We start from the raw sequence: 24924 nt of genomic DNA, 5'->3' as shown, positions 1-24924 counted from the left end.
ATGGAGCACTCCGGGTTTCAGGTAAGCGGGCCCGGCATTATAGCGGAAACGGGGACGGGAGCACGCCTTTACCGGCTGTGGTACTGTTTGGCAAGGCAGAAATTGAAGGAGACTGGTTATGCCGTTAATTGGCTGGCTATTTCTTTTCGGTGCATTCGCATTGGTGTTGGGCAGCCTGCTGTTTTTGCGTGATAGCGCCAATATGAAGATTCCCAAAGAAAAGCTGGAGAAGATTCGGGAGCGCAAGGCGGAGCAGGAGAAGGCAGACAAGGAGGAGCAGGATCGCTGGTGATGGTTGCCCCGGCGTTTGCCTGTCGGTGTGGCATTGCGTACGAGTATTGCGCACCACTATAGTGCCGCCTTTTTTGAGTTCTGGTAAAGCAGAAATAGAAAGTTCATTAAAAACAATGCATTGAAAAACCTGAACAATTGGCCAGCTTTTTGCTCCATCTGAAGTTGTTACCCGCTTAGGGCGGTGCAACACAACTTCAGAATGGTTCAGGAGAACGATGCATGAGCATGAAACGCAGTCTGGCAGCCGCCATTGCACTGACCCTGTCATCTTCCGTCATGGCAGAAGATCCGATGAAGATCGGATTTGTCTATGTTGGCCCCATTGGCGATCACGGCTGGAGTTACCAGCATGATCTGGGCCGCAAAGCCGTTGAGGCACACTTTGGTGACCAGGTTGAGACGACCTATGTGGAAAACGTAGCTGAAGGTGCCGACGCCGAGCGCACTATTCGCATGCTTGCCCAAGCCGGCAACGACGTTATCTTTACCACATCATTCGGTTTTATGAACCCGACTATTCGGGTTGCCGAACAGTTCCCGGATATCACCTTCATGCATGCCACCGGCTACAAGCAGGCGGACAACGTTGGTACCTATCTGTCCAAGACCTACGAGGGGCGTTATGTAACGGGAGTGGCAGCCGGATTGGTAACCGAGTCGAATGTGCTGGGTTACATTGCCTCGTTCCCGATTCCGGAAGTCATTCGCGATATCAACGCGGTTTATCTGGGGGCCAAGTCGGTGAACCCGGACATCGAGATCAAGGTAGTCTGGGCCAACACCTGGTTTGATCCGGCCAAAGAGGCGGATGCCGCTAACGCCATGATGGATCAAGGCGCGGATGTGGTTATTCAGCACACCGACAGCCCGGCGCCGTTGATGTCCGCCTTGCGCCGGGGTAACTGGGGTGTCGGGCAGGCATCTGATATGCGGGAATTTGGTAAAGAGGCGCATCTGTTATCGGTCGCCAACAACTGGGGTCCTTATTACGTGGACCAGGTGCAGAAAGTCATGGACGACACCTGGGTGCCGGAGGACCATTGGGGCGGTATTGACGAAGATATGATCCAGATTATCGGCCTGAGCGACCGCCTGAGCGAGGACCAGTCGGCTGCTGTGAACCAGGTGATTGACGCCATTAGCGCCGGAGAGCTGCATCCGTTTACCGGTCCTTTGAAAGATCAGGCCGGCGAGCTGAAAGTGGCAGACGGGGTGACCATGACCGAGCAGGAACTGGCGGGTATGAACTGGTTCGTGGAAGGCGTCGGGGCAGCACTGCCGCAGTAACGATTCTGATCAGACACTGACAAAAGAGCCCCGATCAATGGGGCTCTTTATTGGCTGACTGGCGGGTGTGTTTCAGAACGCAGGGTCGGAACCGCGCGTGGCCCAACCGGTCATCCGGCGCTCGACCAGTGCGAAGAGTTCGTACATCACCACGCCCATGACGCCGATCACCACCAGGCCTGCAAACACCAGCCCCATATCCATCGTCGAGCTTGCCGACAGCATCAGGTACCCGATGCCAACGTTGGACGCTACCGTTTCAGAGATGACCGAACCGACAAAGGCCAGAGTGATAGCAACCTTGAGTGAAGCGAAGAAGTATGGCATGGAGCGGGGCAGGGCGACTTTCTTCAGGATATCGATGCGGCTGGCGCCGAGCGAACGCATAACGTCCTGCAGCTCTGGCTCCAGCGTCGCCAGGCCGGTGGCCATATTCACCACCACCGGGAAGAACGAGATCAGAAATGCGGTGAGTATGGCGGGCACTGTGCCAATGCCAAACCAGACTACCAGCACTGGCACGAAAGCCACTTTCGGGATGCTGTTGAAGCCCACCATCAACGGATAGACGGCCTTGTAGATTACCGGTGAGGAACCCACCAGCATGCCCAGAACCAGCCCGAATACCACGGCAAGGGCGAATCCGACAACGGTGGTGAACAGGGTCTGGGTGGCATGCTCAATGATTTGTGGCCGGTATTCCAGCCAGGAGCGCCAGATATCGGTGGGGGCGGGAAACAGGTAGTCAGGAATCTGGAAAGCAAAGCAAAGCAGCTCCCAGAACAGCCCCAGAAACAGGAGCAATAGCCAGGGCGAGGCTTTCATCAACAGGCGTTTGCGCTGAGCCAGGGTCATCAGGATCCCTCCCGGATTCGGCCAATGTGGTCACGTAATTCGAACACCAGGTCGGCAAAGGGATCGGTGTAGGTGACGGAAAGCTCTCTGGGCCGGGGCAGGTTTACCGGCTTGCGAACCAGTATCCGGCCCGGGCCCTTGCTCATGACGTATACGGTATCGGCCAGAAAAACCGCTTCGCGAAGGTCGTGGGTTACCAGAACCACGGTAAAGGGCTCTTCCTGCCATAAATCCCGGACCATGCACCAGAGTTCCTCACGGGTGAAGGCATCCAGTGCGCCAAACGGTTCGTCCAGCATCAGCAGGGAGGGGCGGTGGATCAGTGCGCGGCAGATTGACGCCCGCTGCTGCATGCCGCCGGACAGCTCCCAGGGATATTTGTGTTCGCAGCCGGCAAGGCCAACCCGCTTGAGCAGGGCGCGCCCCAGTTCTTCGAACTGTGTTTTTTCCCGGCGGAACTTGTGGCGGTACTCCGCCACTATCTCAAGTGGCAGCAGCACGTTTTCAAGGGTCGTGCGCCACGGCAGCAGGTTGGAGGCCTGGAACGCCATGCCAACACCCTTCTGCGGGCCCGCCACTTGCTTGCCCCCCAGATAGACATAGCCATCGCTCGGTGGCGCAAGCCCGGTGACCAGCTTCATCAGGGTGGACTTGCCACAGCCCGAAGGGCCCACCACCGCCACAAACTCATTTTCTTTCACGCTCAGGGAGATGTTTTCGATCGCCAGCGGGCCATCCTCTCCGTAACGCATGCTTACATTCTCAAACTCGACAAGGTTCATCTGGTACTCCGGTAGGCCAGGGAGCCCGGGTGCGCGGTACCCGGGCACAGGTGCGTCAATCGATCGAGCGCTCTGCCTGTGATGGCAGGTAGCTGCTGTCGAACAACTGCGTGAGTTGGTCTGACGGTTCCAGGTTATAGGAGGCCACCATGTCCGCCACGGCCCGCTCCATGCGCGCTTCGGTGATGGCGCCCAGACCTTCCGCGCGGGTTTCTTCGGTGATCACGTGGTTGTCCATGGCCAGTTTAAGGCGGCGCAGCTCCAGGTCCTGTTTGATCAGGCCATCCCGTTTTTTTACATAGGTAATCGCGGTTTCAGGATCTGCGATGGTTTCTTTCAGCGCTTTGTTGAAGGCTCTCAGAAAACCTTTGACCGCCTCCGGGTTCTGTTCGAGCAAGGCATCCTGGGCAATGATGGTATTGCCGTAGAACTCCACCCCGTAATCCGGGTATTTCAGCGCCACGATGTTGTCCGGGGACACGCCGCGGGCTTCGAGGTTCAGCAGACTGGTGAAGTAGAAACCGGTAATGGCGTCTACCTCACCCCGGGCGAGCAGGGTTTCCCGGATGGCAGGATCGGCCGATTGCCACTCAACCGAGTCCACCGCCAGGTTGTTATGCCGCGCAAACGACGGCCAGGCTTTGCGGCCACCATCGAAAACGGGGGCGCCCAGAGTTTTGCCTGCCAGGTCTTCGGGCTTTTCAATGCCGGAGTCTTTCAGGGCAAACACCGCCGCAGGCATGGTGTTGTAGACCATATAAACAGCGGTTACGCCGGTTTCCGGGTTCTTTGAAGTGGTTTCTGTCAGCGCGCTGAAGTCGGCAAAGCCCATGTCGTAGGCATTGGTGGCTACGCGGGTAACCGCGCCTGCCGAGCCGTTACCGGCATCAATGGTGACGTTGAGCCCCTCACTCTTGAAGTAGCCTTTTTCGAGTGCCATCAGGAAAGGCGCAGAGGGCCCTTCGAAACGCCAGTCCAGGGTAAACCGAATGTCGGTATCAGCCTGGGCGAAGGTGCTCGCGGCCAAGGCGCCTGCCAGAGTGACGGCTTTTGACAGCCCCCTGAGCAGGCCGGGCTTTTGCTGTTTTGCTTTCATGGAGGTGTTCCTCGCTGTGTTTGGAATAGAGGTTTTGCGTACTCACAGGGAAAGTGCAATTGCCGTACCAGAGTCCCGGAACACCGGCCCGAGTGCCGCAAAACCTGACCACATGGTCTATTTTGTTGGCTTCCGGGCTCCACCGGGTGTTAAGAGAGTGCCCTGAAATGGCGCTCCGGCCTGGCCCTGTGGACCAAACCGGTGCCGCCAGGGCGTTATTGGCCAGCGTTATCCAGCCAGCCCCCCAGTGCGGTGCGTTCCTGCTCGGTCATGCCGCTGGCATTGCCCAGGGGCATGTAATGGGTGCGGACGGCTGCTTGCTGCACCCGGGCGGAATGGGCCAGCAGGTCAGTCAGCTGTTCCAGTACGATGCCGGCAGGCGGTGCCTGAAAGCCCGGATGCGCCGGCTCCCGGGCATGGCAGGCGGTACAGTGCTGGCGGAGCAGACCGGAAACCTCGGTATCGGTAGCCACAACGCGTTCAACAGCGGCGTCAGAATTGCGGTTGTCAGGGGCGAGGGCCCATACCAGAGCCAGGGTCAGCAAGGCAGAAAGCACCAGTATTCCGGGCTTATGGATGCCCCGGTGTTTCAGGTTGAAATAGTGACGGGCAAAGGCGGTGATAAAACCGATGGCCGCCAGAATGGCCCAGCCTTCGGGGTGGCCATACAACATGGGGTAGTGGTTGCTGATCATGATGAACAGCACCGGCAGGGTCAGGTAATTGTTGTGAGTGGAACGCAGCTTGGCGAGGTCTGCCAGCCGGGCAACCTCCGGCCCCGGTGTTTTGCCCTCGCGAACCGCGCTCACCAGGGCGCGCTGTGAGGGCATGATGCCCAGAAACACGTTGGCTACCATCAGGGTGCCGATCATCGCTCCGATATGAATGAACGCGCCCCGGCCACTGAAGATCTGGAACAGGCCCCAGGCAGCAAACACCAGGAGTGCGTAGAGCAGGGCGCCGAACAGCTTGCCATTGCCGGCCAGCGGGCTGCGGATCATCAGCTCATAAATGCCAAGCATCGCGGCGATACTGGCCAGCCCGAGGGCGGCGCCGGTGCCGGCGCCGAGACCGGCTTTGGCCGGGTCCAGCAGGTAGCCGGGGCTGCCCAGATAGTAAACCAACAGCAGCAGGGCCATGCCGCTGAGCCAGGTGCTGTAGGCTTCCCATTTGAACCAGTGCAGTTCCCTGGGCATCTGCTCCGGGCCCAGATGGTATTTGGCCACTTCATAAAAGCCACCACCGTGTATGGCCCAAAGGTCACCCTTGATGCCCCTGGCTTGCTTCCATTCCGGCGGCTCCCGAAGGTGGTTGTCCAGCCAGATAAAATAGAAAGATGCGCCAATCCAGGCGACGCCGGCAATCACATGAAACCAGCGAATAATCAGCCCAAGCCATTCAGTGAGATACGCCTCCATAGGGTCAGGCTCCTGTTGCCGTCAAAGAAAGGGGGGCAGGTTGTTCGTCTGCGTCAGGGCGCTGCCAGAGAAGCTGGCCGGCGACGGCAGTTGCGGCAATGGCCCGGTCATCGCCCAGAATCATCAGGTCAAAGAGCAATTCCTGCAGACTTTGGCCGGCACGGTGTTTCATCGCCGTGATGGGTGCGCCAAGCGGGTCCAGAACCACAAAATCGGCCTGGTTACCGGGGCGGAAATTACCCGTCTGGTCTTCCTGCTGCAGAACCCTGGCATTACCCAATGTGGCCAGGTAGAAAGCCAGCCAGGGTGTCAGTGTCTGGCCCCTGAGCCGGCACACCTTGTAGGCCTCTGCCATGGTGGCCAGCATGGACAGGCTGGTGCCGCCGCCGACGTCTGACGCCAACCCGACCTGAACACCAGCAGCGCGGGCGGAGCCCAGATCGAACAGGCCGCTGCCCAGGAAGGTGTTGGAGGTGGGGCAAAACGCGATGGACGTGCCTGTTTGTGCCAGCCGCTGGCGGTCTTCGTCGGCAATGTGGATGCCATGGGCAAGCACCGTATTCCGGCCCAGCAAACCATAGTGGTCGTACACATCCAGGTAGCTGTGTCGCTCCGGGAACAGTTGCCGGGTGAGTTCGATTTCACCGGTATTCTCAGCCCAGTGGGTCTGGATCAGGGCGTCCGGGAATGCCTGTGCCAGCTCACCAGCCAGCTGCAGTTGTTCCGGGCTTGAGGTAATGGCAAATCTGGGGGTGATGGCGTAGCGAAGGCGACCGCGGTTGTGCCAGCGTTTGGCCAGTTCGCAGCTGTCCCGATAACTTTCCCGGGCTGTGTCGGTCAGGTTCGCCGGCGCGTTCCTGTCCATCATGACCTTGCCGGCGGTCAGGGCCATGCCCCGGCTTTGTGCGCCCTCAAACACCGCATCAACCGAGGCCGGGTGCGAGGTGCAGAACACCAGGGCAGAGGTGGTGCCATGGCGCAACAGCAAATCCAGAAACCGGTCGGCTTCGCCCCTGGCCCAGCCGGCCTCACAGAACCTTGCTTCATGAGGGAAGGTATAGGTCTCCAGCCAGTCCAGAAGCTGGGTGCCGTAACTGGCCATCACCGCCAGTTGCGGCATATGCACGTGGGTGTCGATAAAGCCCGGCATAATCAGGCCCTCGGGCCAGTGCCGGATATCGGTTCCGCCGGGCAGGCGTGATATGAGTTCGGGGGCCGGCCCCGTGGCCAGTACCCGGCCCTGGTGAACGACCAGCAGGCCGTCCGGGTAGTACTCGTAACTGTCAGGTTCGGGCTCGGGGGCGTTGCCCGGGTCGTTGAGAAAATGGAGGATGTTGCCCCGGTAAGCCTGGCATCCCGCCGGAAACGCAAGTAATGGGTCCACGTCTATCAGCTCCCCCGGTAAGTGGAATAGCCCCACTGGTTCAACAGCAGGGGCACGTGGTAGTGGCTATCGGTGTCGGCAACGGTGAAGTCGATGGTCACTTCCGGGTAGAAGCAGTCCAGCTTGCGCTTTTGGTACCAGTCGCCGGTGGCAAAGCGCAGCCGGTAATGACCGGAATCGACCGGGCCGGATAACCATGAGGTGATCCGGCCATCCTGGTCGGTAGCGCCTTCGGCCATGAGTTGGGGGCCGCCTTCGATGATCCGTTCCAGCACAACCCGAACACCTGCGGCCGGTTTGCCGCTGCCGATATCGAGAACGTGGGTGGTGATCGGGCTCATAGCAGTTTCTCCAGTCGTAATTCGGTTATTTTTGCCTGCTCCTGTGCCGCGTTCTGCAGCTCCTCGGCCCGGGTGTTGCACAGGCGCTGTTCCAGCAGTTCCAGCATCTCCGGGGCGCTTTTGCCGGTGGCACAGACAATGAAAATGAATCCGAACTTGTCCAGGTAAGCCTGGTTGCCGGTGCTCAGTCTTTGCAGGGTGTCTTCATCCGCCTGCCGGGTGCCGGCCTGCTCGTCGCCGGCCAGGGTGCGGGTGCTGGCGTACTTTTTCCGAAGGCTGGCAAGGTTGCCGATTCTGGGATGGGCCTCGAACGCTTGCAGCCAGTCGGCTTCCGTCAACTGCGGCCAGAGTTGCCGGCACGCGGCGTAGAGGCTGCCGCGATCAGTGAAAGGTCGGGCGTTGAGCATGCCTTGCACCCAGGTATCTGCTGCGCAGCAGTTCCGCAGCAGTGGTTCCGCCTCGGCTGCTGGCAGTTGATTGAAATCGCCAAGGTTCATAAAGGGAGGTCTCCGGTTTCTTTGTCGGGTAGCAGGCCTTTGAGTTGCTGCCAGGATATGCCCCGTTTGGGCGCAGGGTTGCCAGGCTCTGCCGTCAGGGTGAGCAGCTCGGCCATGATGGAAACCGCGACTTCCATAGGGCGTTTGCCCGGCACGTCGGACCGCCCCACAGGACAGCGGATGCGGGCAATGTCGGTATCCGAAAAACCGCGATGGGCCAGGCGCTGACGAAAACGTTCGGCCTTGGTGGCAGAGCCGATCAGCCCGATACCGGCGGCGGTGCCGGCTGTGAGCAGAGCCCGGCAAAGCTCGAAATCCAGGTGGTGATTGTGGGTGACAATCAACACCTGCTGCTGGTTGCAAAGTTCAGGTGCATCGCCGGCGGGGTCATCGGTGTGGTGAATCCGGACATTGGCCGGTGGCCCGGCTGGAAACTGCTCTGGTCGCGGGTCAACCCAGGTAACGCGCCAGGGCAGTTCCGCCAGGATGGTCACCAGGGCCCTGGCCACGTGGCCGGCGCCAAAGATCACCAGTTGTTGTTGGCTACCCGGATGGGTTTCCAGAAGCACCGACACACTGCCGCCGCAGCACTGGCCAAGGCTTGCGCCCAGGGGAAAATGCGCCAGTTCACTCCGGTAAAGGCCCTTGGCCAGACGCTCCCGGGCCTGCTGGCAGATGCGGTGCTCCAGATGGCCGCCACCAATGGTGTCGTAACAGTGTTCTCCGGTGATCACCATTTTGGTGGCGGGCTCCCGCGGTACCGAGCCGGTCACACCCAGCACGGTGATCAGGGCATAGGGCTCACCACGCTGCTCACAGAGGGCGACCGCCTGGTGCCAGTTAAGGGGCGTTGCCATCATTGTCCGTTCTCCTGTTGGTTTACCCAGCGCCGGGTTTCGGTAACGGCATTCAGTACACGTTCCGGTGTCGCCGGCGTGTCCAGTGGCGGGCTGAAGCGGTAGTCGCTGAGGCTGGATACCGCGTCGCGAAGCGCGCTCCACACTGAAATGCCAAGCATGAACGGGGGTTCGCCCACGGCTTTGGAGTGGAATACCGTGGCTTCGTGGTTGGGGCTGTCTTTCAGCAGCGCTACCCGCAGGTCTGGCGGGCAATCGGAAACGGCGGGAATTTTGTAGGTGGCTGGGCCGGTGGTCAGTAACCGGCCTTCGGCGCTGTACACCAGCTCTTCCGTGGTGAGCCAGCCCATGCCCTGAATGAAGCCGCCTTCAATCTGACCCATGTCGATGGCCGGGTTCAGGGAGCGCCCGGCATCGTGCAGAATGTCGGTACGCAGCACCCGGTATTCACCAGTCAAGGTGTCGACTACGACCTCGGAGCAGGCGGCACTGTTGGTGTAGTACAGAAACGGCCGGCCCTGACCGGCGTCGTGGTCATAGTGGATCTTCGGTGTGGCATAGAAGCCGCTGGAGGACAGGGATATCCGGTGCATGTAGGCGGTCTGGATAAAGTCTTCCCAACTCAGGCAGTGGTCTCCGATATGAACCTGGTTAGCATGGAACCGCACGTGTTCTTCCGGCACATTCCAGTGGGATGAAGCAAAGGCGGTCAGGCCACCCAGTATCTTTTCGCAGGCATCAAGCGCAGCCATGCCATTGAGGTCGGAACCGGAAGAGGCCGCCGTGGGGGAGGTGTTCGGTACCTTATCGGTGCGGGTAGCGGAAACCTTGACCCGCGCCACGTCCACCTGAAAGGCGGTTGCGACCACCTGCGCTACCTTGATGTACAGGCCCTGGCCCATCTCGGTACCGCCGTGATTTACCTGAATGCTGCCATCGGTGTAGATGTGCACCAGTGCACCGGCCTGGTTCAGGTGTTTTGCGGTAAAGGAGATGCCGAACTGCACCGGGGTCAGCGCCAGCCCGCGTTTCAGCACCGGGTTGCGGGCATTCAGGGCAATGATTTCCTGGCGCCGCTGGCGGTAAGCGGAGCTGCGTTCCAGTTGTGCGATCAGTTCCGGCAGCACCTGTTGTTCGATGGTCTGGCCATAGTGGCTGACATCGCGGCCGGGGCCGAATAGGTTGAGTTTGCGGATATCCAGGGGGTCTTTGCCCAGATGGCGGGCAATGTCGTCCATGGCCTGTTCGATGATCATCATGCCCTGGGGCCCACCAAAGCCCCGGAACGCGGTGTTTGATACCGTGTGGGTCTTGCACCGGTGGCCAACCACCCGGGCCTGGTCCAGGTAGTAGGCGTTGCAGGCATGGAACATGGCCCGGTCGACAATGGCATCTGAAAGGTCCGGAGAATAACCGCAGCGCCCGGCCACCATAAGGTCCGCGCCTTTGATCAGCCCCGAGTCGTCAAAACCGATGTGGTAGGTGTTGAAGAAATCATGGCGTTTGCCGGTTTGCACCATGTCGTCTGAGCGCGACAAGCGGTATTTGACCGGGCAGCCGGTCACCCGGGCCAGCAGTGCCGCCACGCAGGCCAGCGGTGCTGCCTGGGTTTCCTTGCCACCAAAGCCGCCCCCCATGCGGCGTACTTCAGCCTGCACGCAATGGATGGGCAAGCCCAGCACTTCGGCCACCAGCTTCTGCACCTCACTGGGGTGCTGGCTGGAGGTATGGACGAACATGCCGCCATCTTCGGTGGGCTCCACCAGGCAGGCCTGGCCCTCCAGATAAAAGTGCTCCTGACCGCCGATGTGTTGCTGGCCTTTAAGCTGGTGGCGGGCGCCGGCGATGGCCTGGTCCGGGTCACCCCGTTGCTGGCGCCGGCCCGGCCGCACAAACAGCTGGTGTTCCAGGGCATCCTGAACGGTGATGACGGCTTCCAGTGGCTGATAGTTCACGATGGCTTTGCGGGCCGCTTTGCGGGCCGCCTCGTGACTGGTCGCGGCAACGGCGAACAGCGGCTGGCCGATGTGTTCAACCGTGTCCTGGGCCAGCACCGGATCACCGGGGAACACCGGGCCGATATCCAGGTGGCCGGGTACATCGGCAGCGGTAATGACCGCGACAACGCCGGGGCTGGCAAGAACCCGGGACAGGTCCATCTCCAGAATCCGGGCATGGGCCTGTTCGCTATGGCCCACGGCCGCGTGCAGCAGGCCTTCGGGGGCAGGCAGGTCATCGATATACCGGGCCTGGCCACTGGTATGCAGCCAGGCACTGTCGTGTTCGACGCCGGTGCCCACTACGCCCAGAGCGCTGTGGGCCGGGGTGGGGGTATTGAGCGGAAGTTTACGCATAGTCGGTCACCATGAGCGGGGTATCCCGGTGATGCAGGTCGGAGTTTTCGAGTAGTGCCCTGTAAAGCAGATTGCCCGCGACCTGTAACCGGTAAGCGGAAGAAGCCCGCACGTCGGTCAACGGGGAGAAGTCGTCGCTCAGCGCTTTTATAGCCTGCTCAACAGAACGTTGATTCCAGGGTTTGCCCAGCAGCGCGGCTTCTGTAAGGCGTGCGCGGGCAGGGGTTGCGGCCATACCGCCGTAGGCGAGTCGGCAATCCTGAACCACACCGTTCCGAAGGGTCAGCCGGAAAGCTCCGAGCACCGCGGAGATATCGTCATCGAGCCGTTTTGAAACCTTATAGATGAACAGGCGCTGGTTGGGCTCGGGAACGGGGATGTGGATGGAATGGACAAACTCGCCGGGCTGCAGGTCGGTTTGCCGGTAGCCCTTGAAGAACTGTTCTGCCGGGAGTTCCCTGGCCCCCTCCGGGCCTTCCAGTACCAGGGTGGCATCGAGCGCTATCAATGCCGGCGGCATATCGCCAATGGGGGAGGCGTTGGCGATGTTGCCGCCGAGGGTACCCCGGTTGCGCACCTGCAATGAGCCTAGCCGTTCCAGCAGGTGGTCGAAGGCCGGCCAGAGCCCGGACAGCTGGCTGTGGAACTGCCGGTAGGGGGTGGCGGCCCCGATCACCAGGTGGTTTTCTTCCAGCTGGCAGCCATTCAGTTCCCGCACTCGCTCCAGGCTAATCAGCTTGGGCAGGGTTTTCAGCTGTTGGGTGATCTCCAGCACAAGGTCCGTACCTCCGGCAATCAGCCGGGCATCCGGGTGAGCGCGCAACAGGCGTTTGAGCTGAGGCAGGGCTGCCGGGGCGTAGTATTGATTGCCGTTCCGGGCTTCCAGACTGGTCATCGAGGTGTCGTCAACCGTTGCGAGCCCATCCGCTTTATCGGCCCTGGCCAGATACCGGGCAGGGTGGTTATCGGAGCCAGGTTGCCAGCTTTGCACCAGCGCCTGCCGGCCGGCTTCCATGATCGGCCGGTAGCCGGTACAGCGACACAGGTTTCCGGCCAGGGCCTCCATCAGTTTGTGGTCGTCGGCGTCGCCCGGTGCAGATTCGCTGTGCAGGGCAATCAATGACATGACAATGCCCGGGGTGCAAAAACCGCACTGTGCCCCGTGGCAGTCCATCAGGCTCTGCTGAACCGGGTGTGCCGGCTGTTCCCGAAAGGCTTCAATGGTCAGCAGGTGCTTGCCCTGCAGGCTGCCAATCAGGGTGATGCAACTGTTAATGGCTTCATAGCGAATTTGACCGTTCTTGTCTGGCGCCCCGGTAATCACGGTGCAGGCGCCGCAATCTCCGGAGCCGCAGCCTTCTTTGGTACCGGTAAGCCGCTTTTTGGTGCGTAGCCACTCCAGAATGCTCTGGTTTGGGTCGGCCTGGTCAATTTTTTCGGCACGGCCGTTGAGAACAAATTCGATCACCTTGGTCTCCGCTTCTGCTGTCTGGAAAGGGGATTCCGGGGCCTTGCACCTATAAGGCAGGCGCCAGGATCAGTTTCTTTTCCAGAGCTTCTGCAAAAAGCTGACCAACTGGTTAGCTCTGTTCAAATCAAGCACCAATTCATTTTTGGCAAGGTTATTGCTCAGCTACCAAATGTTGATTGGTTGGTCAGATTCTTTATGGCCGGACCTGACCCAGACTACGAGGAGACCGGGAATGGCAGTTTCTGCTCAGAGGTTAAAGCTGCAGGGGATCGTGAAAGATTACCCGGGATGCCGGGCTAACGACGGCGTAGACCTTACTGTGGGCGCCGGCGAGATCCACGCCCTGCTGGGGGAGAATGGCGCGGGCAAAAGCACGCTGATGAAAATCATCTATGGCGTGGTTCAGCCGGATGCCGGTCGTATTGTCTGGAATGGCCACCCGGTGACAGTGGAGAACCCTGCCCGGGCCCGGCAGTTGGGCATAGGCATGGTCTTTCAGCACTTCTCTTTGTTTGAAACCCTGACCGTGGCGGAAAACATTGCGCTGGGCCTGCCGGCAGATGAGGTTCGCGACCGGGGCGCACTGGAGCAGCGTATCCGGGAGGTGTCCGAACACTATGGGATGGCACTGGACCCCCGGCGCTTTGTCAGCACCTTGTCTATGGGGGAGCGGCAACGGGTGGAGATTGTCCGCTGCCTGGTTCAGGAAAGTACCCTGCTGATCCTGGACGAACCCACTTCGGTACTGACACCCCAGGAAGTGGCCACACTGTTCAAAACGTTGCGCAAACTGGCCAGGGACGGCTGCAGCATTCTGTTTATAAGCCACAAGCTGGAGGAAGTCAGAAGCCTGTGCGATCAGGCCACGGTGTTGCGCCAGGGCCGGGTGAGCGGACATTGCCAGCCGAAAGACTTATCTGCCTCAGACATCGCCCGCCTGATGGTGGGCGACGATACCCCGATTTCAACCCAGGTCAGCGCTGCCCAACCGGGTGACACCCTGCTGCAGGTGCAGGAGCTGAGCTGGCAAACGGATGACCCTTTCGGCACCAGCCTGAAGAACATCGGTTTTTCCTTGCGCGCAGGCGAGATCGTCGGCATTGCCGGGGTGGCCGGAAACGGACAGGAGGAACTGCTCAAGGTTTTGTCCGGAGAGATCACCCTCAAGGGCGAGGCCATTCGTTTCACCGGCGAGGCGATTGACCGCCTGCCTCCCGGGGCACGGCGAGCCCGGGGGCTGGCTGTGGTGCCCGAGGAGCGGCTGGGCCGGGGCGCCGTGCCGGTGATGTCGCTGGCCGACAATGCGTTGCTGACCGCTGCAGGGCAGAGCCTGGTGCGGCGTGGTGTGATTCGGCGGCAACGGGTTCGGGAGTTTGCCAGAGACGTCATTTCACGCTTTGGCGTGCGCTGCTCTGGCGAGCAAAGCAGCGCCTCGAGCTTATCCGGCGGCAACCTGCAGAAATACATTCTCGGCCGCGAAGCCTGTCAGTCACCAAGGCTTCTGGTGGCCTCCCACCCAACCTGGGGTGTGGATGTGGGCTCGGCGGTGGCTATTCATCAGGCGCTGGTAAAACTGCGCGATGAGGGCGCCGCCATCCTGCTGATATCCGAAGACCTGGATGAGCTCTACCAGCTCTGTCACCGGATGGGCGCCATCTGTAATGGCCGGCTGTCACCATTGGCCCCGGCTTCTGAGTTGAGCATAAATCAACTCGGGCAGTGGATGGCGGGAAACTTCAAGGCGGAGGAGTTTGCTGATGCTGCAGCTTGAGCGCCGCCCTGAAGCCTCTACCACCCTGCGCTGGTTATCGCCTCTGCTGGCCCTGGCCCTGACGGTCGCAACCGGCTTCCTGTTATTCCTCGGCATGGGTAAAGACCCGATCCAGGCCCTGACCTTCTTCTTTATCACGCCGATCAGTGACCTCACCGGACTTGCCGAGCTGGGCCTGAAAACCGCGCCTTTGTTGCTGTGTGCCGCCGGGCTGACGGTCTGCTTCCGGGCCAGAATCTGGAATATCGGTGCCGAGGGCCATTTCCTGATTGGCGCGGTGGCGGCCAGTGCTGTTGCGGTTTCGGTGGGGGAGGCCGGTGGATTCCTGGTTTTGCCGGCGGTTCTGCTGGCGGGCATTGCCGGTGGTATGGCATGGGCGGCGATTGCGGCGTTTCTCAAGACTCACCTGAACTGCAACGAAATCCTCACCACCATCATGCTCAATTACATCGCCCTGAACCTGCTGCTCTATGCGGTGCACGGGCCCCTGAAAGATCCCTACGGGTTTGGCTTTCCCCAGTCGGTGATGTTTGCCGATGCGGCTTTGTTGCCAGCGCTGATTAACGGCACGCGGCTGCACATCGGCCTGGCCTTCGGGTTGCTGGCGGCTGTCGCAGTATGGGTGCTGTTTGCCCGCAGCTTCATCGGCTACCAGTTGAACGTGGTGGGTGAGGATCATCGGGCGGCGGCGTTTGCCGGGTTCAGTGCCAGACGGCTGACCTGGTTTGCGCTGCTGGTTGGTGGCGCAACTGCGGGGCTGGCTGGCGCCGCGGAAGTGACCGGGCCGATCGGACAGCTGGTGCCCCAGGTGTCGCCGGGCTATGGCTACACCGCGATCATTGTGGTGTTTCTGGGCCGGATGCATGCCCTGGGCATTATTGCCGCCAGTGCCTTGCTGGCTCTGACCTTTATTGGCGGCGAGATGTTGCAGATTGCCATGAACATGCCCAAGGCGGTGACCGCCATGTTCCAGGGAATGCTGCTATTCTACCTGCTCACCTGCGATGCCTTTATTCACTACCGGATTCGTTTTCGCCGGCCTTTACCGGCAGGCCTGTCCCAACCCGCCGCCCCGGCCGGCCAGGAGCTCTGATATGGACCTGTTGACCAACATTCTTGCCGCCACGATGGTGGCCGGCACCCCGCTGCTGCTGGTGGCCCTGGGCGAACTGATCTGTGAGCGCTCCGGCGTTCTCAACCTGGGGCAGGAGGGCATGATGCTGATGGGCGCGGTGGCCGGGTTCATCGCGACCTTGTCTACCGGCAGCCTGGCCGCCGGGGTTGTTGTCGCCATGCTGACCGGGCTGGCGATGTCGATGTTGTTCGCCGTTATGGCAGTGACCCTCTCCGCCAACCAGTACGCCGCCGGGCTGGCGTTAACCATCTTCGGCACGGGCCTGAGCGCCTTCGTGGGTGCCGGCTTTGTCGGCCAGTCCATCGAGGGTTTTGAAAAAATTGCGATCCCCCTGTTGAGTGATCTTCCAGTGCTGGGTCGGGCGCTCTTCACCCAGGATTTGCTGGTGTATTTTTCCTGGCTGGTGTTTGCAGGTGTTGCTCTGTTCCTGCGCTTCAGCCGCGGCGGCCTGGTTCTGAGGGCCGTTGGGGAGTCGCCAGGTGCGGCCAACGCCAATGGCTTGCGGGTACTCACCGTGCGTTACCTTGCGGTGGCCTTTGGCGGGGCCATGGCCGGCCTTGCCGGTGCCTATCTGTCGCTGGCCTACACCCCAATGTGGACCGAGAACATGACCTCAGGCCGGGGCTGGATAGCGCTGGCGCTGGTGGTGTTTGCCAGCTGGCGCCCCGGGCGCTTGCTGTTGGGTGCTTACCTGTTCGGGGCGGCCTCCATTCTTCACCTGGTGCTCCAGGGGCTGGGCTGGCGCAGCCCCACCGAGTTGCTGGCGATGCTGCCCTACGTGGTCACCATCCTGATGCTGATTCTTTTGTCGTTCGACCCGGTACGCACCCGGTTGAACACCCCGCTGTCTCTTGGCCAGCCCTACCGGCCGGGACATTAACTAAAACGATGTACTGCTAACAACCGATGACCCAAAAAAGTAACCAGAGAGGCTATGCCATGAAAGCACTTCGTAAAACCCTGATCGCAAGCTGCGTTGCTGCAGCCTGTTTTGCGCCTGCTGCCCATGCCGAGAAGTTCTTCGGTGGCTCCAGTATCTCCATCCTGCACAGTGCCGATTACCAGGGCGTTCAGTTCGACGCCGGTGGTAACGGGGGAGTGGAATACGAGGCGACCTACTTTACGTTCGAGAACGTGACCGCCCACAACTGGGGTGGCACCTTCTTCTTTATCGACCGGGAGCAGCCTCAGGGAGACCTTGAAGGTACCGACAACGTATACGGTGAATTCGCGCCCAATATCAGCGGCAGCTGGCTGACAGGCCAGGATTTGTCGTTCGGGCCGGTGAAAGACATCACCCTGGCCGGGCAGTACGAATTTGGCGGCGGTACCGAGGCAAACAACTACATGTACGGTTTCGGCCTGGCGTGGGACGTGCCTGCGTTCCGTTACTTCACTACATCTTTCTACTACGTTGATAACAGCGAGATCAGTGATGACTGGCAGATGACGGTCACCTGGGGCCTGCCGTTTGATGTGGGTGCGGCGAAATTCCTGGTGGATGGTTACATCGACTGGTCCACCTCGGCCAGTGATCACGAGTCCGAGTTCCAGTTCACGCCCCAGATCAAGCTGGACGTGGGTAACTTCATGGGCAACCCGGGCGTGCTCTACGCCGGTATTGAGTACCAGTACTGGAACAACAAGTTTGGCCTGAACGAGACGCTGGTAGACACCCAGAGTTCAGTCAGCGCACTGGTGAAATTCCACTTTTGATCCATTTCAGGAGTCCATCGGAATGGAAAGGGTGGACTCCTGAATCACCGGACAACAAGTGAGTGAACCATGACCAGATCACTGTCAGTGCAGCAGAACACATCTGAAGCGGGCCGGAGCTACCGGCCTGGCCGGATCCGGGAGCGGAACCGGGAAGCCATTCTGCAGGCGGCCGAGCAGGAGTTTGCCCTGCACGGCTACAAGGGCACCACCATCCAGAATATTGCTGAACGGGCCGGCTTGCCGAAGTCCAACGTGCTTTATTACTTCAGCAACAAAAAACGCATGTACAGCGCCATGTTCGACGACATTCTGCTGCGCTGGAACAAAGTATTCTCGGAAATAAAACCGGACGACGATCCGGCTACTGCACTGGAAACCTTTATTCGCACCAAGGTGAACATGTCGCAGCAATACCCGCTAGCGTCACGATTGTTTGCCATGGAAATCATTCAGGGCGCGCCCTTCTTGCTCGACCACCTGCGCACCAACATGCGCGAGTGGGTGCGGGGCAGGGCGTCGGTAATCCAGCACTGGATTGATGAGGGCAGGATGGCGCCGGTGGATCCGGTACAGCTGATTTTCCTGATCTGGTCGTCGACCCAGCATTATGCCGATTTTCAGGTGCAAATCCTGATGGTGGAAAACAAGGCAGAGTACGAGCCAAGGGACTTCGAGCATGCCGCAGATTTTCTTGTTGACGTTATTCTAAGAGGCTGCGGCCTGGAGCGACCTGGATGAATGAAGGTAAAGCCTACCCAAGGGACATGTGCGGTTACGGTGAACATCCGCCCCACGCGCAGTGGCCCGGTAATGCACGTATCGCGGTGCAGTTTGTACTGAATTACGAAGAAGGCGGCGAGAACTGCGTGCTGCACGGCGACGAACACTCGGAAACCTTTCTATCGGATATCATCGGTGCCGCGCCTTACCGTGACCGGCACATGAGTATGGAGTCGCTGTACGAGTACGGCTCCCGCGCCGGGGTCTGGCGGGTGTTGCGGGAATTTCGGCGCCGTGGGCTGCCGCTGACCGTATTCGGTGTGACCATGGCCATGGCCCGCAACCCGGAGGTGGTCAAAGCGTTTATTGAAGACGGCCATGAAATCGCCTGCCATGGCATGCGTTGGATTCATTATCAGGGGATGAGTGAGTCCGAAGAGCGGTGCTACATGCAGCTTGCCATAGAGCAGCACCAGGCACTTACTGGCGAGCGCCCGCTTGGCTGGTACACCGGCCGTGACAGCCCTAATACTCGCAGACTGGTGGTTGAGACCGGGGGCTTCCTGTACGACAGCGATTACTATGGCGATGACCTGCCATTCTGGACGGAAGTTTCCAGCTCCGATGGCCATAAACATCCCCATCTGGTGGTTCCCTATACACTCGAAGCGAACGACATGCGGTTTGCCTCACCCCAGGGCTTCAATACCGGCGAACAGTTCTTCCAGTACCTGAAAGACAGTTTCGACGTGTTGTATGCCGAAGGGCTAGAGGTGCCGAAGATGCTGTCGGTTGGGCTGCATTGCCGCCTGATCGGCCGGCCCGGAAAATTCCGCGCCTTGCAGCGTTTTCTTGACTACCTCGAACAGCAAGACCGGGTATGGGTGTGCCGCCGGGTTGATATTGCCCGGCACTGGCGAGCGCACCATCCCTTTGAGTCACAACCCACCTCGAGTATCTGCCATGACTGATGTAATGATTGCCCCTTTACCCGAAGGCCCTGAGTTCGCCCGGCAGGGGCTTAACCTGGCCGACAGTTCTCTGGGGGCCGAGGTTCTGGAAGTCACCGACGAGTTCTTTGCTCCCCGCGAACGAATGCTGTCACCTGAACCGGCCGCTTTCTACCCCGATCGTTACGACGACCACGGCAAGTGGATGGACGGCTGGGAAACCCGCCGGCGGCGGACCACAGGCCACGACTGGTGCATTGTCCGGCTGGCCATGCCGGGCGTGCTGACCGGTGTGGACTTTGACACCAGTTTCTTTACCGGTAACTTCCCACCGGCGGCATCACTGGAAGCCTGTTACAGCCCTGCCGCCGCGCCTGATGGCAACAGCGAGTGGGTTCCGCTGGTACCGGCTACCGAACTGGCCGGCAACGACCACCGGTTTTGTGCCATTACCTCTGACCAGCCCTGGACCCATGTGCGTTTGCACATCTACCCGGACGGCGGGCTTGCGCGCCTGCGGGTTTATGGCAGGCCCTGGGTAGACTGGAGCCAGGTAGCCCCCGGCCAATCTATTAACCTGCTGGCCCTGGAATGCGGTGCCGACCAGGTGGCCTGGAGCGACGCCCACTATGGTGAGCCCAGAAAACTGTTACGCCCCGGGCGGGGCATCAATATGGGCGATGGCTGGGAAACACGGCGTCGGCGAGAACCAGGCAATGACTGGTGCATTCTGGCCCTCGGCCATAAAGGTATTCCGGAAAGCATTGAGGTAGACACGGCGCACTTCAAAGGCAACTTTCCGGCTGCATGCTCGATTCAGGCAGCGTGTGTGGAAGCCGATGAGGGCACGGCCGCTTCGTTGGTCACCCAGAGCATGTTCTGGCCGACCTTAATGGAGCGCCAGTCCCTTGAGGCGGATGCCATAATGAAGTTCACGGACCTCAAGGAGCTTGGAGCCATAACTCACATCCGCTTCAACATGATTCCGGACGGTGGTGTAAGTCGGCTTCGGTTATTCGGGAAGCCGGTTCTGTGAGCGTGTTACGACTAATAGCGGTTGAGCGGCTCACCCGCGAAGCTTTCGAGCCCTTCGGTGACGTAATTGACACTCACGGCCCGGCACCTTTGTTGATCAACCAGGGCCGGACTGAGCGATTCCACAACCTGGCGAGTATCGAGTGTCTGGGCGATGGCGCCCGGGCAATCCTCTCCATTTTCCGGGGCCAGCCGCTTTCACCGCTGGAGATCCACATGATGGAACGACACCCCCTCGGGAGTCAGGCGTTTGTGCCAATGGGCGGTGGCGACTTCCTGGCGGTGGTGGCACCTCCCGGCAACTTTGATGAAACGGCGGTGAGGGTTTTCCTAGCCAGAAGCGGGCAGGGTGTGAACTACCGGCCGGGTACCTGGCACGCGCCGCTGCTGCCTCTGGAAGCTGACTCCGACTATCTGGTGGTGGATCGCGCTGGTCCGGGGGCCAACTGCGACGAAGTAATGCTGAAGACCCCAATACAACCGGTTATGCCTGAGGATGACTGATGAATGAGTTACCTGTGATTTCGCTGAAAGGTTTACGCGGCCCTGATCTGGCTGAGCGCCAGGCAACGGCGGCGGAATTAGGACGGGCCTGTCGTGATATCGGCTTTTTCTATGTTAGCGATCACGGCATCCCGGAGGGTGTTTGTCATAACGTATTTGATCTGGCCAGGCAGGTATTCCAGTTGCCAGCCGAGCAGAAGCAGCAGATGTCGATCAGGTTGTCTCCGCACAATCGCGGTTATGTGGCGCTGGCGGATGAAAGACTGAATCCGCAAGCCGGCGCAGACCGGAAAGAGGCCTTCAACATTGGCACCGATTTCCCGGCAGACCACCCAGATGTGCTGGCAGGAAAGCCGTTCCGGGGTGTTAATTTCTGGCCGCCGATTGAGGGCTGGAAGGCCGGGGCGCTGGGTTATTTTGATGAATGCCTGGAACTTGGTCGCCTGATCCATCGTGGCTTTAGCCTGGACCTTGGTCTGCCGGAAACCTTTTTTGAACGCCATTTGGAGCAGCCAATCGCGACTTTGAGAATGCTCCGTTATCCGCCTGGGTCGGATGCCCATGTCCGGGAAGATGCAGGAGCTGGCACTCATACGGATTATGGCAACATCACTATTCTCGCCACTGATGGTGTCGCCGGATTGCAGGTGCGCAGCCGGACAGGACAGTGGCTGGATGCTCCCCACGTCCCGGGCGCGTTTGTGTGCAATATTGGTGACTGCCTGATGCGCTGGACTAACGACACCTATCTTTCAACTCCGCACAGGGTGAAAGCGCCAGAGCGCGAACGTTACTCCGTGGCGTTTTTCCTGGAAGTGGAGCCGGATGCGGTGGTGGACCCCCGGGATGTAAAACCGAACGAAGCGCCCAAGTATGAGCCGATACGATGTTCGGACTACCTTGCCGGGCGGTTGAACGCAACGTATGAACATCGGAAGGAATGAGACTGAATGTTGCAGGCACAAAAAAAGCCGCCCAGCAAAGCTGTAAGCGACTTCTTCTGCAGGATTGGTAGGACCACGCGGATTCGAACCGCGGACCTCTACCATGTCAAGGTAGCGCTCTAACCAACTGAGCTATGGTCCTGTCCTGCAACGGGGTGGAAATATACGGATTTCGGGTGCCCTGGTCAACCTCTTTGCGGGGGATTTTTCGCTTTCATCAGGGCCTTGATGGCGCGGCTCAGGGCGTTCCAGCGATTGACCAGAAGCGCGGCAAAAATCAGCGCGCAGCCGGCTATTTGCAGCAGGGTCATGGTCTCGCCGAACCAGGCAACCGCGAAGACAGCAACCCACACCGGTTCCAGTACCAGTATCACTACACCGTGGCTGTTCACCGACAGGCTCTGGGCATAGGTCTGCAACAGAAAACGTCCAGCTGTGGCAATCAAGGCACTGGCCAGTACCCAGACATAGAGCATGGGTTCGGGGTTGGTCAGTGTGTGAGTCCAACGCTCGCTGATGGCGGACTCCGCCAGGGTCACGGTCCCAACGGTAAGCAGGGCAATGGCCGTCAGCGGCAGTGCCGGTACTTTCTTTTTCTCCACCGATTTGCCTTGCTTGTCGACCACGATGCGTTGGTTGGCGGCGCGGGTATTGAGCGTGAAGTACAGGGCAAAGATGGTTGCCGCCAGAACGAAATAGAGCTGCCCCGGGTCTGGCCTGAAGCCGTTTTCGAGGGACAAAAGCGCCAGACCGGCCACCGCAATCGGTATCGCCAGCCAGGTGCTCAAAGGCTGCTGTTCGCCAAATACTGTACGGGCAATGATCGGGACAATCACCACGCCCAGGCTGGTCAGAAACGCGCCTTCGCCCATGCTGTCGGTGTGATACAGCCCCATGATCCAGCAGGTCATGGCAATGCCGAACACAAAGCCCACACCCAGGCTTCGGAGTATCTGGTCCCGGGTAAGCCTTAACAGCGAGGGTAAGGCCAGCAGGGCGAGAAAGGAGCCGGCAATCAGAAAGCGAGCCGCCATGAACATCAGGGGCGGCATCATTAAAACTGCCTCTTTAGACAGCATCCAGCCAATCGCCGCCAGCAGGGTAACGAGTACCAGGTAAAGATCAGATTTGTGGGCGTCAGACATGATTGAACCGGCATCAATAAAAATCAGAGGGCTCAATCTATAGTTTGCGAATTAAAAAAGATAGCAGCGAAAACCGAGGGAGTGGCTCATCCCTGAGCCTTTGCAACAACGATCGATCAGTTGTTGAGTGTGGTGTATACAAGATTGGACAGGCTGGTCTGGCTGGAGTTCGGCACTTCAATGTACTGGTCGCCAGAGCCCCAGAACTGCCACCACGCACGCTGATTGTAGGTGCGGCTGGCAAAGTCCACACGCAGGCCGTTCAGGGTGGTGTTGTTCACCACGGGGACAGCGGTGTTGCCGGTCTGGGTATTGATCACGTCGCCATGGTTTGCGCCCTCGCTCATTAGCACCGGGTAGTGGTTGTAATACAACCCGGACGGGCCGTTCTGTCCGCTGACTTTACCGGCCAGGCTGATGCTGTTGGAGCAGGAATCAATACCGCTGGCATTGGTTGCTCCGCAGGCTGAATGGGTGGGAACAACGCCATCGTCGGTGCCATCAATAAAGGGTTTGGTGATACCTCCGTAGGATGAGCCACCGCCAACGAACCGCAGGCGCGGAATGCTGTTGGGGCTGACGGCCAGGTTGCGGGCAACGTTGGTCTGCAAGTCGTTGACCACACCCAGATTATCCGGCTCCGGGTCAATGCCGGTAAAGGCTTTGACCGCCTGTTTCACCGGCCAGTTGTACCAGCTGTCGTTGTAGGCAATGCTCACGGCCAGGTCGGCCAGTTCCGTGCCACCACCGGCACCGGCCATGTCCAGTACTGCCAGGATTTTCAGCGGTTGCAGGCCTTCCGATTGCAGCCAGCGCGCCTGGTTTTCCAGCAGATGGCGGGTTACCAGATCGCCGGTGGAGTGGGTAACAACAACGAAGTAGTCATTACACAGCCCTTGCTGACTGATCTGCCGCAGTTGCTGAAAAGCCTGCTGGGCGATCTGGCCTTCTACCCGGCCATTGCTGGCCCAGTCGATACGGGCTTCGGCCCGGTTCAGCCAGTATTCCCGCCAGTTATCTTCGCCGGCCTGCTGGACTTCCTGGAAGTTGGCCGGTGGATTGGACAGATCATCCATCATGAAGCCGTGAACCAGGATCACATTGTGGCCGGCCAACTGCGCACTTGCGCCAGTGGCAAACAGGCCGCCAGCCAGCGCTGTCGCGAGGGCGGTTTTCTTCAGGCATCCTCTTCTTTTCATTGTCATTGGTTGCTCCGTTTCTTTCCGATTTATTGTTGTGGTGTTATCAGAACTTGTCCGCCAGCTGCCGGAGCAGGGCGGCCCGTTGCTCTGATTCGGGATTCATCGCCGGCTGGTCTCGGAGGCCGTCCAGATCCGGCGGTGAAAATTCATAGCCTTCCTCGGGGCCGAAGGCGTAATCGGTGCGGTCGCCCGGTGTGGCGGGTAACCGGCGTATCTGCAAATGCCTGAGTTGCAGGGGGCCCTGAATGTCGCGATTGGCTAACACGCTGCCATGGGCTTTCAGGCGAATGAGGGCCGAGCTGCTGCCCAGAGACGTTTCCTGTTGCAATTGGGCCAGCGGGATTTCGCCGCTGTAGAGCTGTGCAGAGAGGGCGTAATAGCCAGATTGCTCCGGGTCGAAGCGCACGGGGATGACCAGGTCGTTCCCAGATACATAGGCAGTCTCCAGACCCTCGAAGCTGCCCAGATCGGGTTCGATGGTCAGTGAAGACACATGTCGAACGGGCTTGCCGTCTACCCGGGCTTCCACAATCAACCGGTACTCGCCGGGAGTATGATCAGAACTGACGGTGCCCTGGTAATAACCGGGGTCTGCATTCTCCAGCTCGGCAGAGGCTACCCGGTCCCGCTCTACGGCGGTCTCCAGGGTGGCGGACAGAGACTGGCCGAACACCTGGCGACCTTTCAGGGACGCTACCACCAGAATCGGCTCACCCTGGCTGAAGCGGAATTTGTCCAGCGTCACTACAAATCTGCCATCGCCCTCCAGCGGAAGCACGACCGGGTGGTAGCGGTTACCCTGGTAAGCCTCTGCCTGAGCTTTGGTCAGCGGCACCGAATAGTCCGGGTACCGAATGGTCTGTTGGTATTCGTCTGCGACACTTGCCAGCATGAACCCCAATGCGTTATCGGAGGGTGGTTTGGAAACAGGCGCGGCAGGTTTGGCCTCGGCGGCCGACTCCTGACTGGAAACCGTTTCCGGAACGGAAGTGGTGGTGTCTTGCTGAAGGCCCCGGAAGCTGCCCTCGTTCTCGGCAGAGAGCAGCCACACGGTGCCGGCCACACCGGCGGTGATGGCCAGGGTTAGGCTTAATGCCCGGTACGGCATTGTCAGACCCCGTTATTGTTATTGAAGGCTTGGTTAACTTTTAACCATAGGATCG

General features: G+C 59.8%; 24 protein-coding genes and 1 tRNA gene. 11 read left to right on the top strand and 14 right to left on the bottom strand.

Annotated features, from left to right (window positions below; translation table 11 throughout):
* Nucleotides 1-118: 118 nt before the first annotated feature.
* A complete protein-coding gene (locus tag B3Y70_RS06170) occupies nt 119-292 on the top strand; it encodes a DUF2897 family protein (RefSeq protein ID WP_153740005.1) in 174 nt (57 codons plus the stop codon).
* 221 nt (nt 293-513) lie between these two features.
* Nucleotides 514-1581, top strand: coding sequence for a BMP family ABC transporter substrate-binding protein (locus B3Y70_RS06165; RefSeq protein ID WP_286894605.1), 1068 nt, complete (start codon nt 514-516; stop codon nt 1579-1581).
* Between the two features lie 72 nt (nt 1582-1653).
* Here B3Y70_RS06165 and B3Y70_RS06160 read toward each other — a convergent pair whose 3' ends face one another.
* The 10 genes from B3Y70_RS06160 to xdhA all read right to left on the bottom strand — a co-directional run bounded on the left by B3Y70_RS06160 (nt 1654) and on the right by xdhA (nt 12633).
* Complete coding sequence (locus B3Y70_RS06160) at nt 1654-2436, bottom strand: ABC transporter permease (protein WP_022989087.1); 783 nt, start codon at nt 2434-2436, stop codon at nt 1654-1656.
* Nucleotides 2436-3218: an ABC transporter ATP-binding protein gene (locus B3Y70_RS06155; protein ID WP_286894606.1), complete on the bottom strand. Its 783-nt coding sequence runs from the start codon at nt 3216-3218 to the stop codon at nt 2436-2438. The genes B3Y70_RS06160 and B3Y70_RS06155 overlap by 1 nt, the downstream gene beginning before the upstream one ends.
* A gap of 55 nt (nt 3219-3273) precedes the next feature.
* A complete protein-coding gene (locus B3Y70_RS06150) occupies nt 3274-4314 on the bottom strand; it encodes an ABC transporter substrate-binding protein (protein WP_153740001.1) in 1041 nt (346 codons plus the stop codon).
* A gap of 215 nt (nt 4315-4529) precedes the next feature.
* Complete coding sequence (locus tag B3Y70_RS06145) at nt 4530-5732, bottom strand: urate hydroxylase PuuD (RefSeq protein ID WP_286894607.1); 1203 nt, start codon at nt 5730-5732, stop codon at nt 4530-4532.
* 4 nt (nt 5733-5736) lie between these two features.
* Entirely contained in the window at nt 5737-7116 is a 1380-nt protein-coding gene (guaD, locus tag B3Y70_RS06140) for a guanine deaminase (RefSeq protein ID WP_286894608.1), read from the bottom strand.
* 5 nt (nt 7117-7121) lie between these two features.
* Complete coding sequence (uraH, locus tag B3Y70_RS06135) at nt 7122-7457, bottom strand: hydroxyisourate hydrolase (protein WP_286894609.1); 336 nt, start codon at nt 7455-7457, stop codon at nt 7122-7124.
* Nucleotides 7454-7954 (bottom strand): 2-oxo-4-hydroxy-4-carboxy-5-ureidoimidazoline decarboxylase, encoded by a 501-nt coding sequence (gene uraD / locus B3Y70_RS06130; protein ID WP_228223472.1) that lies wholly within the window; start codon nt 7952-7954, stop codon nt 7454-7456. The genes uraH and uraD overlap by 4 nt, the downstream gene beginning before the upstream one ends.
* On the bottom strand, nt 7951-8814 hold the full coding sequence (gene xdhC, locus B3Y70_RS06125; protein ID WP_228223473.1) for a xanthine dehydrogenase accessory protein XdhC: 864 nt from the start codon (nt 8812-8814) through the stop codon (nt 7951-7953). Before xdhC ends, uraD begins: the two co-directional genes overlap by 4 nt.
* Nucleotides 8811-11165 (bottom strand): xanthine dehydrogenase molybdopterin binding subunit, encoded by a 2355-nt coding sequence (xdhB, locus tag B3Y70_RS06120; RefSeq protein ID WP_153739996.1) that lies wholly within the window; start codon nt 11163-11165, stop codon nt 8811-8813. The genes xdhC and xdhB overlap by 4 nt, the downstream gene beginning before the upstream one ends.
* Complete coding sequence (gene xdhA, locus B3Y70_RS06115; protein ID WP_153739995.1) at nt 11158-12633, bottom strand: xanthine dehydrogenase small subunit; 1476 nt, start codon at nt 12631-12633, stop codon at nt 11158-11160. Before xdhA ends, xdhB begins: the two co-directional genes overlap by 8 nt.
* 235 nt (nt 12634-12868) lie before the next feature.
* Here xdhA and B3Y70_RS06110 point away from each other — a divergent pair, with 235 nt between their 5' ends.
* The 9 genes from B3Y70_RS06110 to B3Y70_RS06070 all read left to right on the top strand — a co-directional run bounded on the left by B3Y70_RS06110 (nt 12869) and on the right by B3Y70_RS06070 (nt 21414).
* On the top strand, nt 12869-14407 hold the full coding sequence (locus B3Y70_RS06110; protein ID WP_153739994.1) for an ABC transporter ATP-binding protein: 1539 nt from the start codon (nt 12869-12871) through the stop codon (nt 14405-14407).
* Nucleotides 14391-15500: an ABC transporter permease gene (locus tag B3Y70_RS06105; RefSeq protein WP_227548814.1), complete on the top strand. Its 1110-nt coding sequence runs from the start codon at nt 14391-14393 to the stop codon at nt 15498-15500. Before B3Y70_RS06110 ends, B3Y70_RS06105 begins: the two co-directional genes overlap by 17 nt.
* Before the next feature lies 1 nt (nt 15501).
* Nucleotides 15502-16422 carry an ABC transporter permease gene (locus tag B3Y70_RS06100; protein ID WP_199453898.1) on the top strand — a complete coding sequence of 307 codons (921 nt, stop codon included), beginning with the start codon at nt 15502-15504 and terminating at the stop codon, nt 16420-16422.
* A 59-nt stretch (nt 16423-16481) separates the two neighbouring features.
* Nucleotides 16482-17258 carry an outer membrane protein OmpK gene (locus B3Y70_RS06095; RefSeq protein WP_153739991.1) on the top strand — a complete coding sequence of 259 codons (777 nt, stop codon included), beginning with the start codon at nt 16482-16484 and terminating at the stop codon, nt 17256-17258.
* Between the two features lie 69 nt (nt 17259-17327).
* Nucleotides 17328-17999, top strand: a complete 672-nt coding sequence (locus B3Y70_RS06090; protein ID WP_022989073.1) for a TetR/AcrR family transcriptional regulator — start codon at nt 17328-17330, stop codon at nt 17997-17999.
* Entirely contained in the window at nt 17996-18952 is a 957-nt protein-coding gene (puuE, locus tag B3Y70_RS06085) for an allantoinase PuuE (RefSeq protein WP_286894612.1), read from the top strand. The genes B3Y70_RS06090 and puuE overlap by 4 nt, the downstream gene beginning before the upstream one ends.
* A complete protein-coding gene (gene alc / locus B3Y70_RS06080) occupies nt 18945-19967 on the top strand; it encodes an allantoicase (RefSeq protein WP_288589409.1) in 1023 nt (340 codons plus the stop codon). The genes puuE and alc overlap by 8 nt, the downstream gene beginning before the upstream one ends.
* The gene (locus B3Y70_RS06075) at nt 19964-20470 is read left to right on the top strand and encodes an ureidoglycolate lyase (RefSeq protein WP_288589408.1); all 507 of its coding nucleotides are present in this window, start codon (nt 19964-19966) and stop codon (nt 20468-20470) included. Before alc ends, B3Y70_RS06075 begins: the two co-directional genes overlap by 4 nt.
* A complete protein-coding gene (locus tag B3Y70_RS06070; protein WP_288589407.1) occupies nt 20470-21414 on the top strand; it encodes an isopenicillin N synthase family dioxygenase in 945 nt (314 codons plus the stop codon). Before B3Y70_RS06075 ends, B3Y70_RS06070 begins: the two co-directional genes overlap by 1 nt.
* Before the next feature lie 65 nt (nt 21415-21479).
* On the opposite strand, the gene B3Y70_RS06065 is transcribed toward B3Y70_RS06070, so the two are convergent.
* From B3Y70_RS06065 to B3Y70_RS06050, 4 genes are all read right to left on the bottom strand, one after another.
* Nucleotides 21480-21556, bottom strand: a tRNA-Val gene (locus B3Y70_RS06065).
* A 43-nt stretch (nt 21557-21599) separates the two neighbouring features.
* Nucleotides 21600-22559 carry a DMT family transporter gene (locus B3Y70_RS06060; RefSeq protein WP_153739986.1) on the bottom strand — a complete coding sequence of 320 codons (960 nt, stop codon included), beginning with the start codon at nt 22557-22559 and terminating at the stop codon, nt 21600-21602.
* Between the two features lie 116 nt (nt 22560-22675).
* The gene (locus B3Y70_RS06055) at nt 22676-23764 is read right to left on the bottom strand and encodes a hypothetical protein (RefSeq protein WP_288589406.1); all 1089 of its coding nucleotides are present in this window, start codon (nt 23762-23764) and stop codon (nt 22676-22678) included.
* A 40-nt stretch (nt 23765-23804) separates the two neighbouring features.
* Nucleotides 23805-24869 carry a hypothetical protein gene (locus B3Y70_RS06050; RefSeq protein WP_288589404.1) on the bottom strand — a complete coding sequence of 355 codons (1065 nt, stop codon included), beginning with the start codon at nt 24867-24869 and terminating at the stop codon, nt 23805-23807.
* Nucleotides 24870-24924: the final 55 nt, after the last annotated feature.

The organism is Marinobacter sp. UBA5687, from assembly GCF_002420325.1.
Taxonomy (GTDB): Bacteria; Pseudomonadota; Gammaproteobacteria; order Pseudomonadales; family Oleiphilaceae; genus Marinobacter; species Marinobacter nauticus.
The sequence above is the reverse complement of the archived record's forward strand: the minus strand, read 5'-3'. Positions and strand labels throughout refer to the sequence as shown.

Coding starts and splice junctions, on each gene's coding strand:
- B3Y70_RS06170 (WP_153740005.1), top strand. CDS start 119: ATGCCGTTAATTGGCTGGCTATTTCTTTTCGGTGCATTCGCATTGGTG.
- B3Y70_RS06165 (WP_286894605.1), top strand. CDS start 514: ATGAGCATGAAACGCAGTCTGGCAGCCGCCATTGCACTGACCCTGTCA.
- B3Y70_RS06160 (WP_022989087.1), bottom strand. CDS start 2,436: ATGACCCTGGCTCAGCGCAAACGCCTGTTGATGAAAGCCTCGCCCTGG.
- B3Y70_RS06155 (WP_286894606.1), bottom strand. CDS start 3,218: ATGAACCTTGTCGAGTTTGAGAATGTAAGCATGCGTTACGGAGAGGAT.
- B3Y70_RS06150 (WP_153740001.1), bottom strand. CDS start 4,314: ATGAAAGCAAAACAGCAAAAGCCCGGCCTGCTCAGGGGGCTGTCAAAA.
- B3Y70_RS06145 (WP_286894607.1), bottom strand. CDS start 5,732: ATGGAGGCGTATCTCACTGAATGGCTTGGGCTGATTATTCGCTGGTTT.
- uraH (WP_286894609.1), bottom strand. CDS start 7,457: ATGAGCCCGATCACCACCCACGTTCTCGATATCGGCAGCGGCAAACCG.
- uraD (WP_228223472.1), bottom strand. CDS start 7,954: ATGAACCTTGGCGATTTCAATCAACTGCCAGCAGCCGAGGCGGAACCA.
- xdhC (WP_228223473.1), bottom strand. CDS start 8,814: ATGATGGCAACGCCCCTTAACTGGCACCAGGCGGTCGCCCTCTGTGAG.
- xdhB (WP_153739996.1), bottom strand. CDS start 11,165: ATGCGTAAACTTCCGCTCAATACCCCCACCCCGGCCCACAGCGCTCTG.
- B3Y70_RS06110 (WP_153739994.1), top strand. CDS start 12,869: ATGGCAGTTTCTGCTCAGAGGTTAAAGCTGCAGGGGATCGTGAAAGAT.
- B3Y70_RS06100 (WP_199453898.1), top strand. CDS start 15,502: ATGGACCTGTTGACCAACATTCTTGCCGCCACGATGGTGGCCGGCACC.
- B3Y70_RS06095 (WP_153739991.1), top strand. CDS start 16,482: ATGAAAGCACTTCGTAAAACCCTGATCGCAAGCTGCGTTGCTGCAGCC.
- B3Y70_RS06090 (WP_022989073.1), top strand. CDS start 17,328: ATGACCAGATCACTGTCAGTGCAGCAGAACACATCTGAAGCGGGCCGG.
- puuE (WP_286894612.1), top strand. CDS start 17,996: ATGAATGAAGGTAAAGCCTACCCAAGGGACATGTGCGGTTACGGTGAA.
- alc (WP_288589409.1), top strand. CDS start 18,945: ATGACTGATGTAATGATTGCCCCTTTACCCGAAGGCCCTGAGTTCGCC.
- B3Y70_RS06070 (WP_288589407.1), top strand. CDS start 20,470: ATGAATGAGTTACCTGTGATTTCGCTGAAAGGTTTACGCGGCCCTGAT.
- B3Y70_RS06060 (WP_153739986.1), bottom strand. CDS start 22,559: ATGTCTGACGCCCACAAATCTGATCTTTACCTGGTACTCGTTACCCTG.
- B3Y70_RS06055 (WP_288589406.1), bottom strand. CDS start 23,764: ATGACAATGAAAAGAAGAGGATGCCTGAAGAAAACCGCCCTCGCGACA.
- B3Y70_RS06050 (WP_288589404.1), bottom strand. CDS start 24,869: ATGCCGTACCGGGCATTAAGCCTAACCCTGGCCATCACCGCCGGTGTG.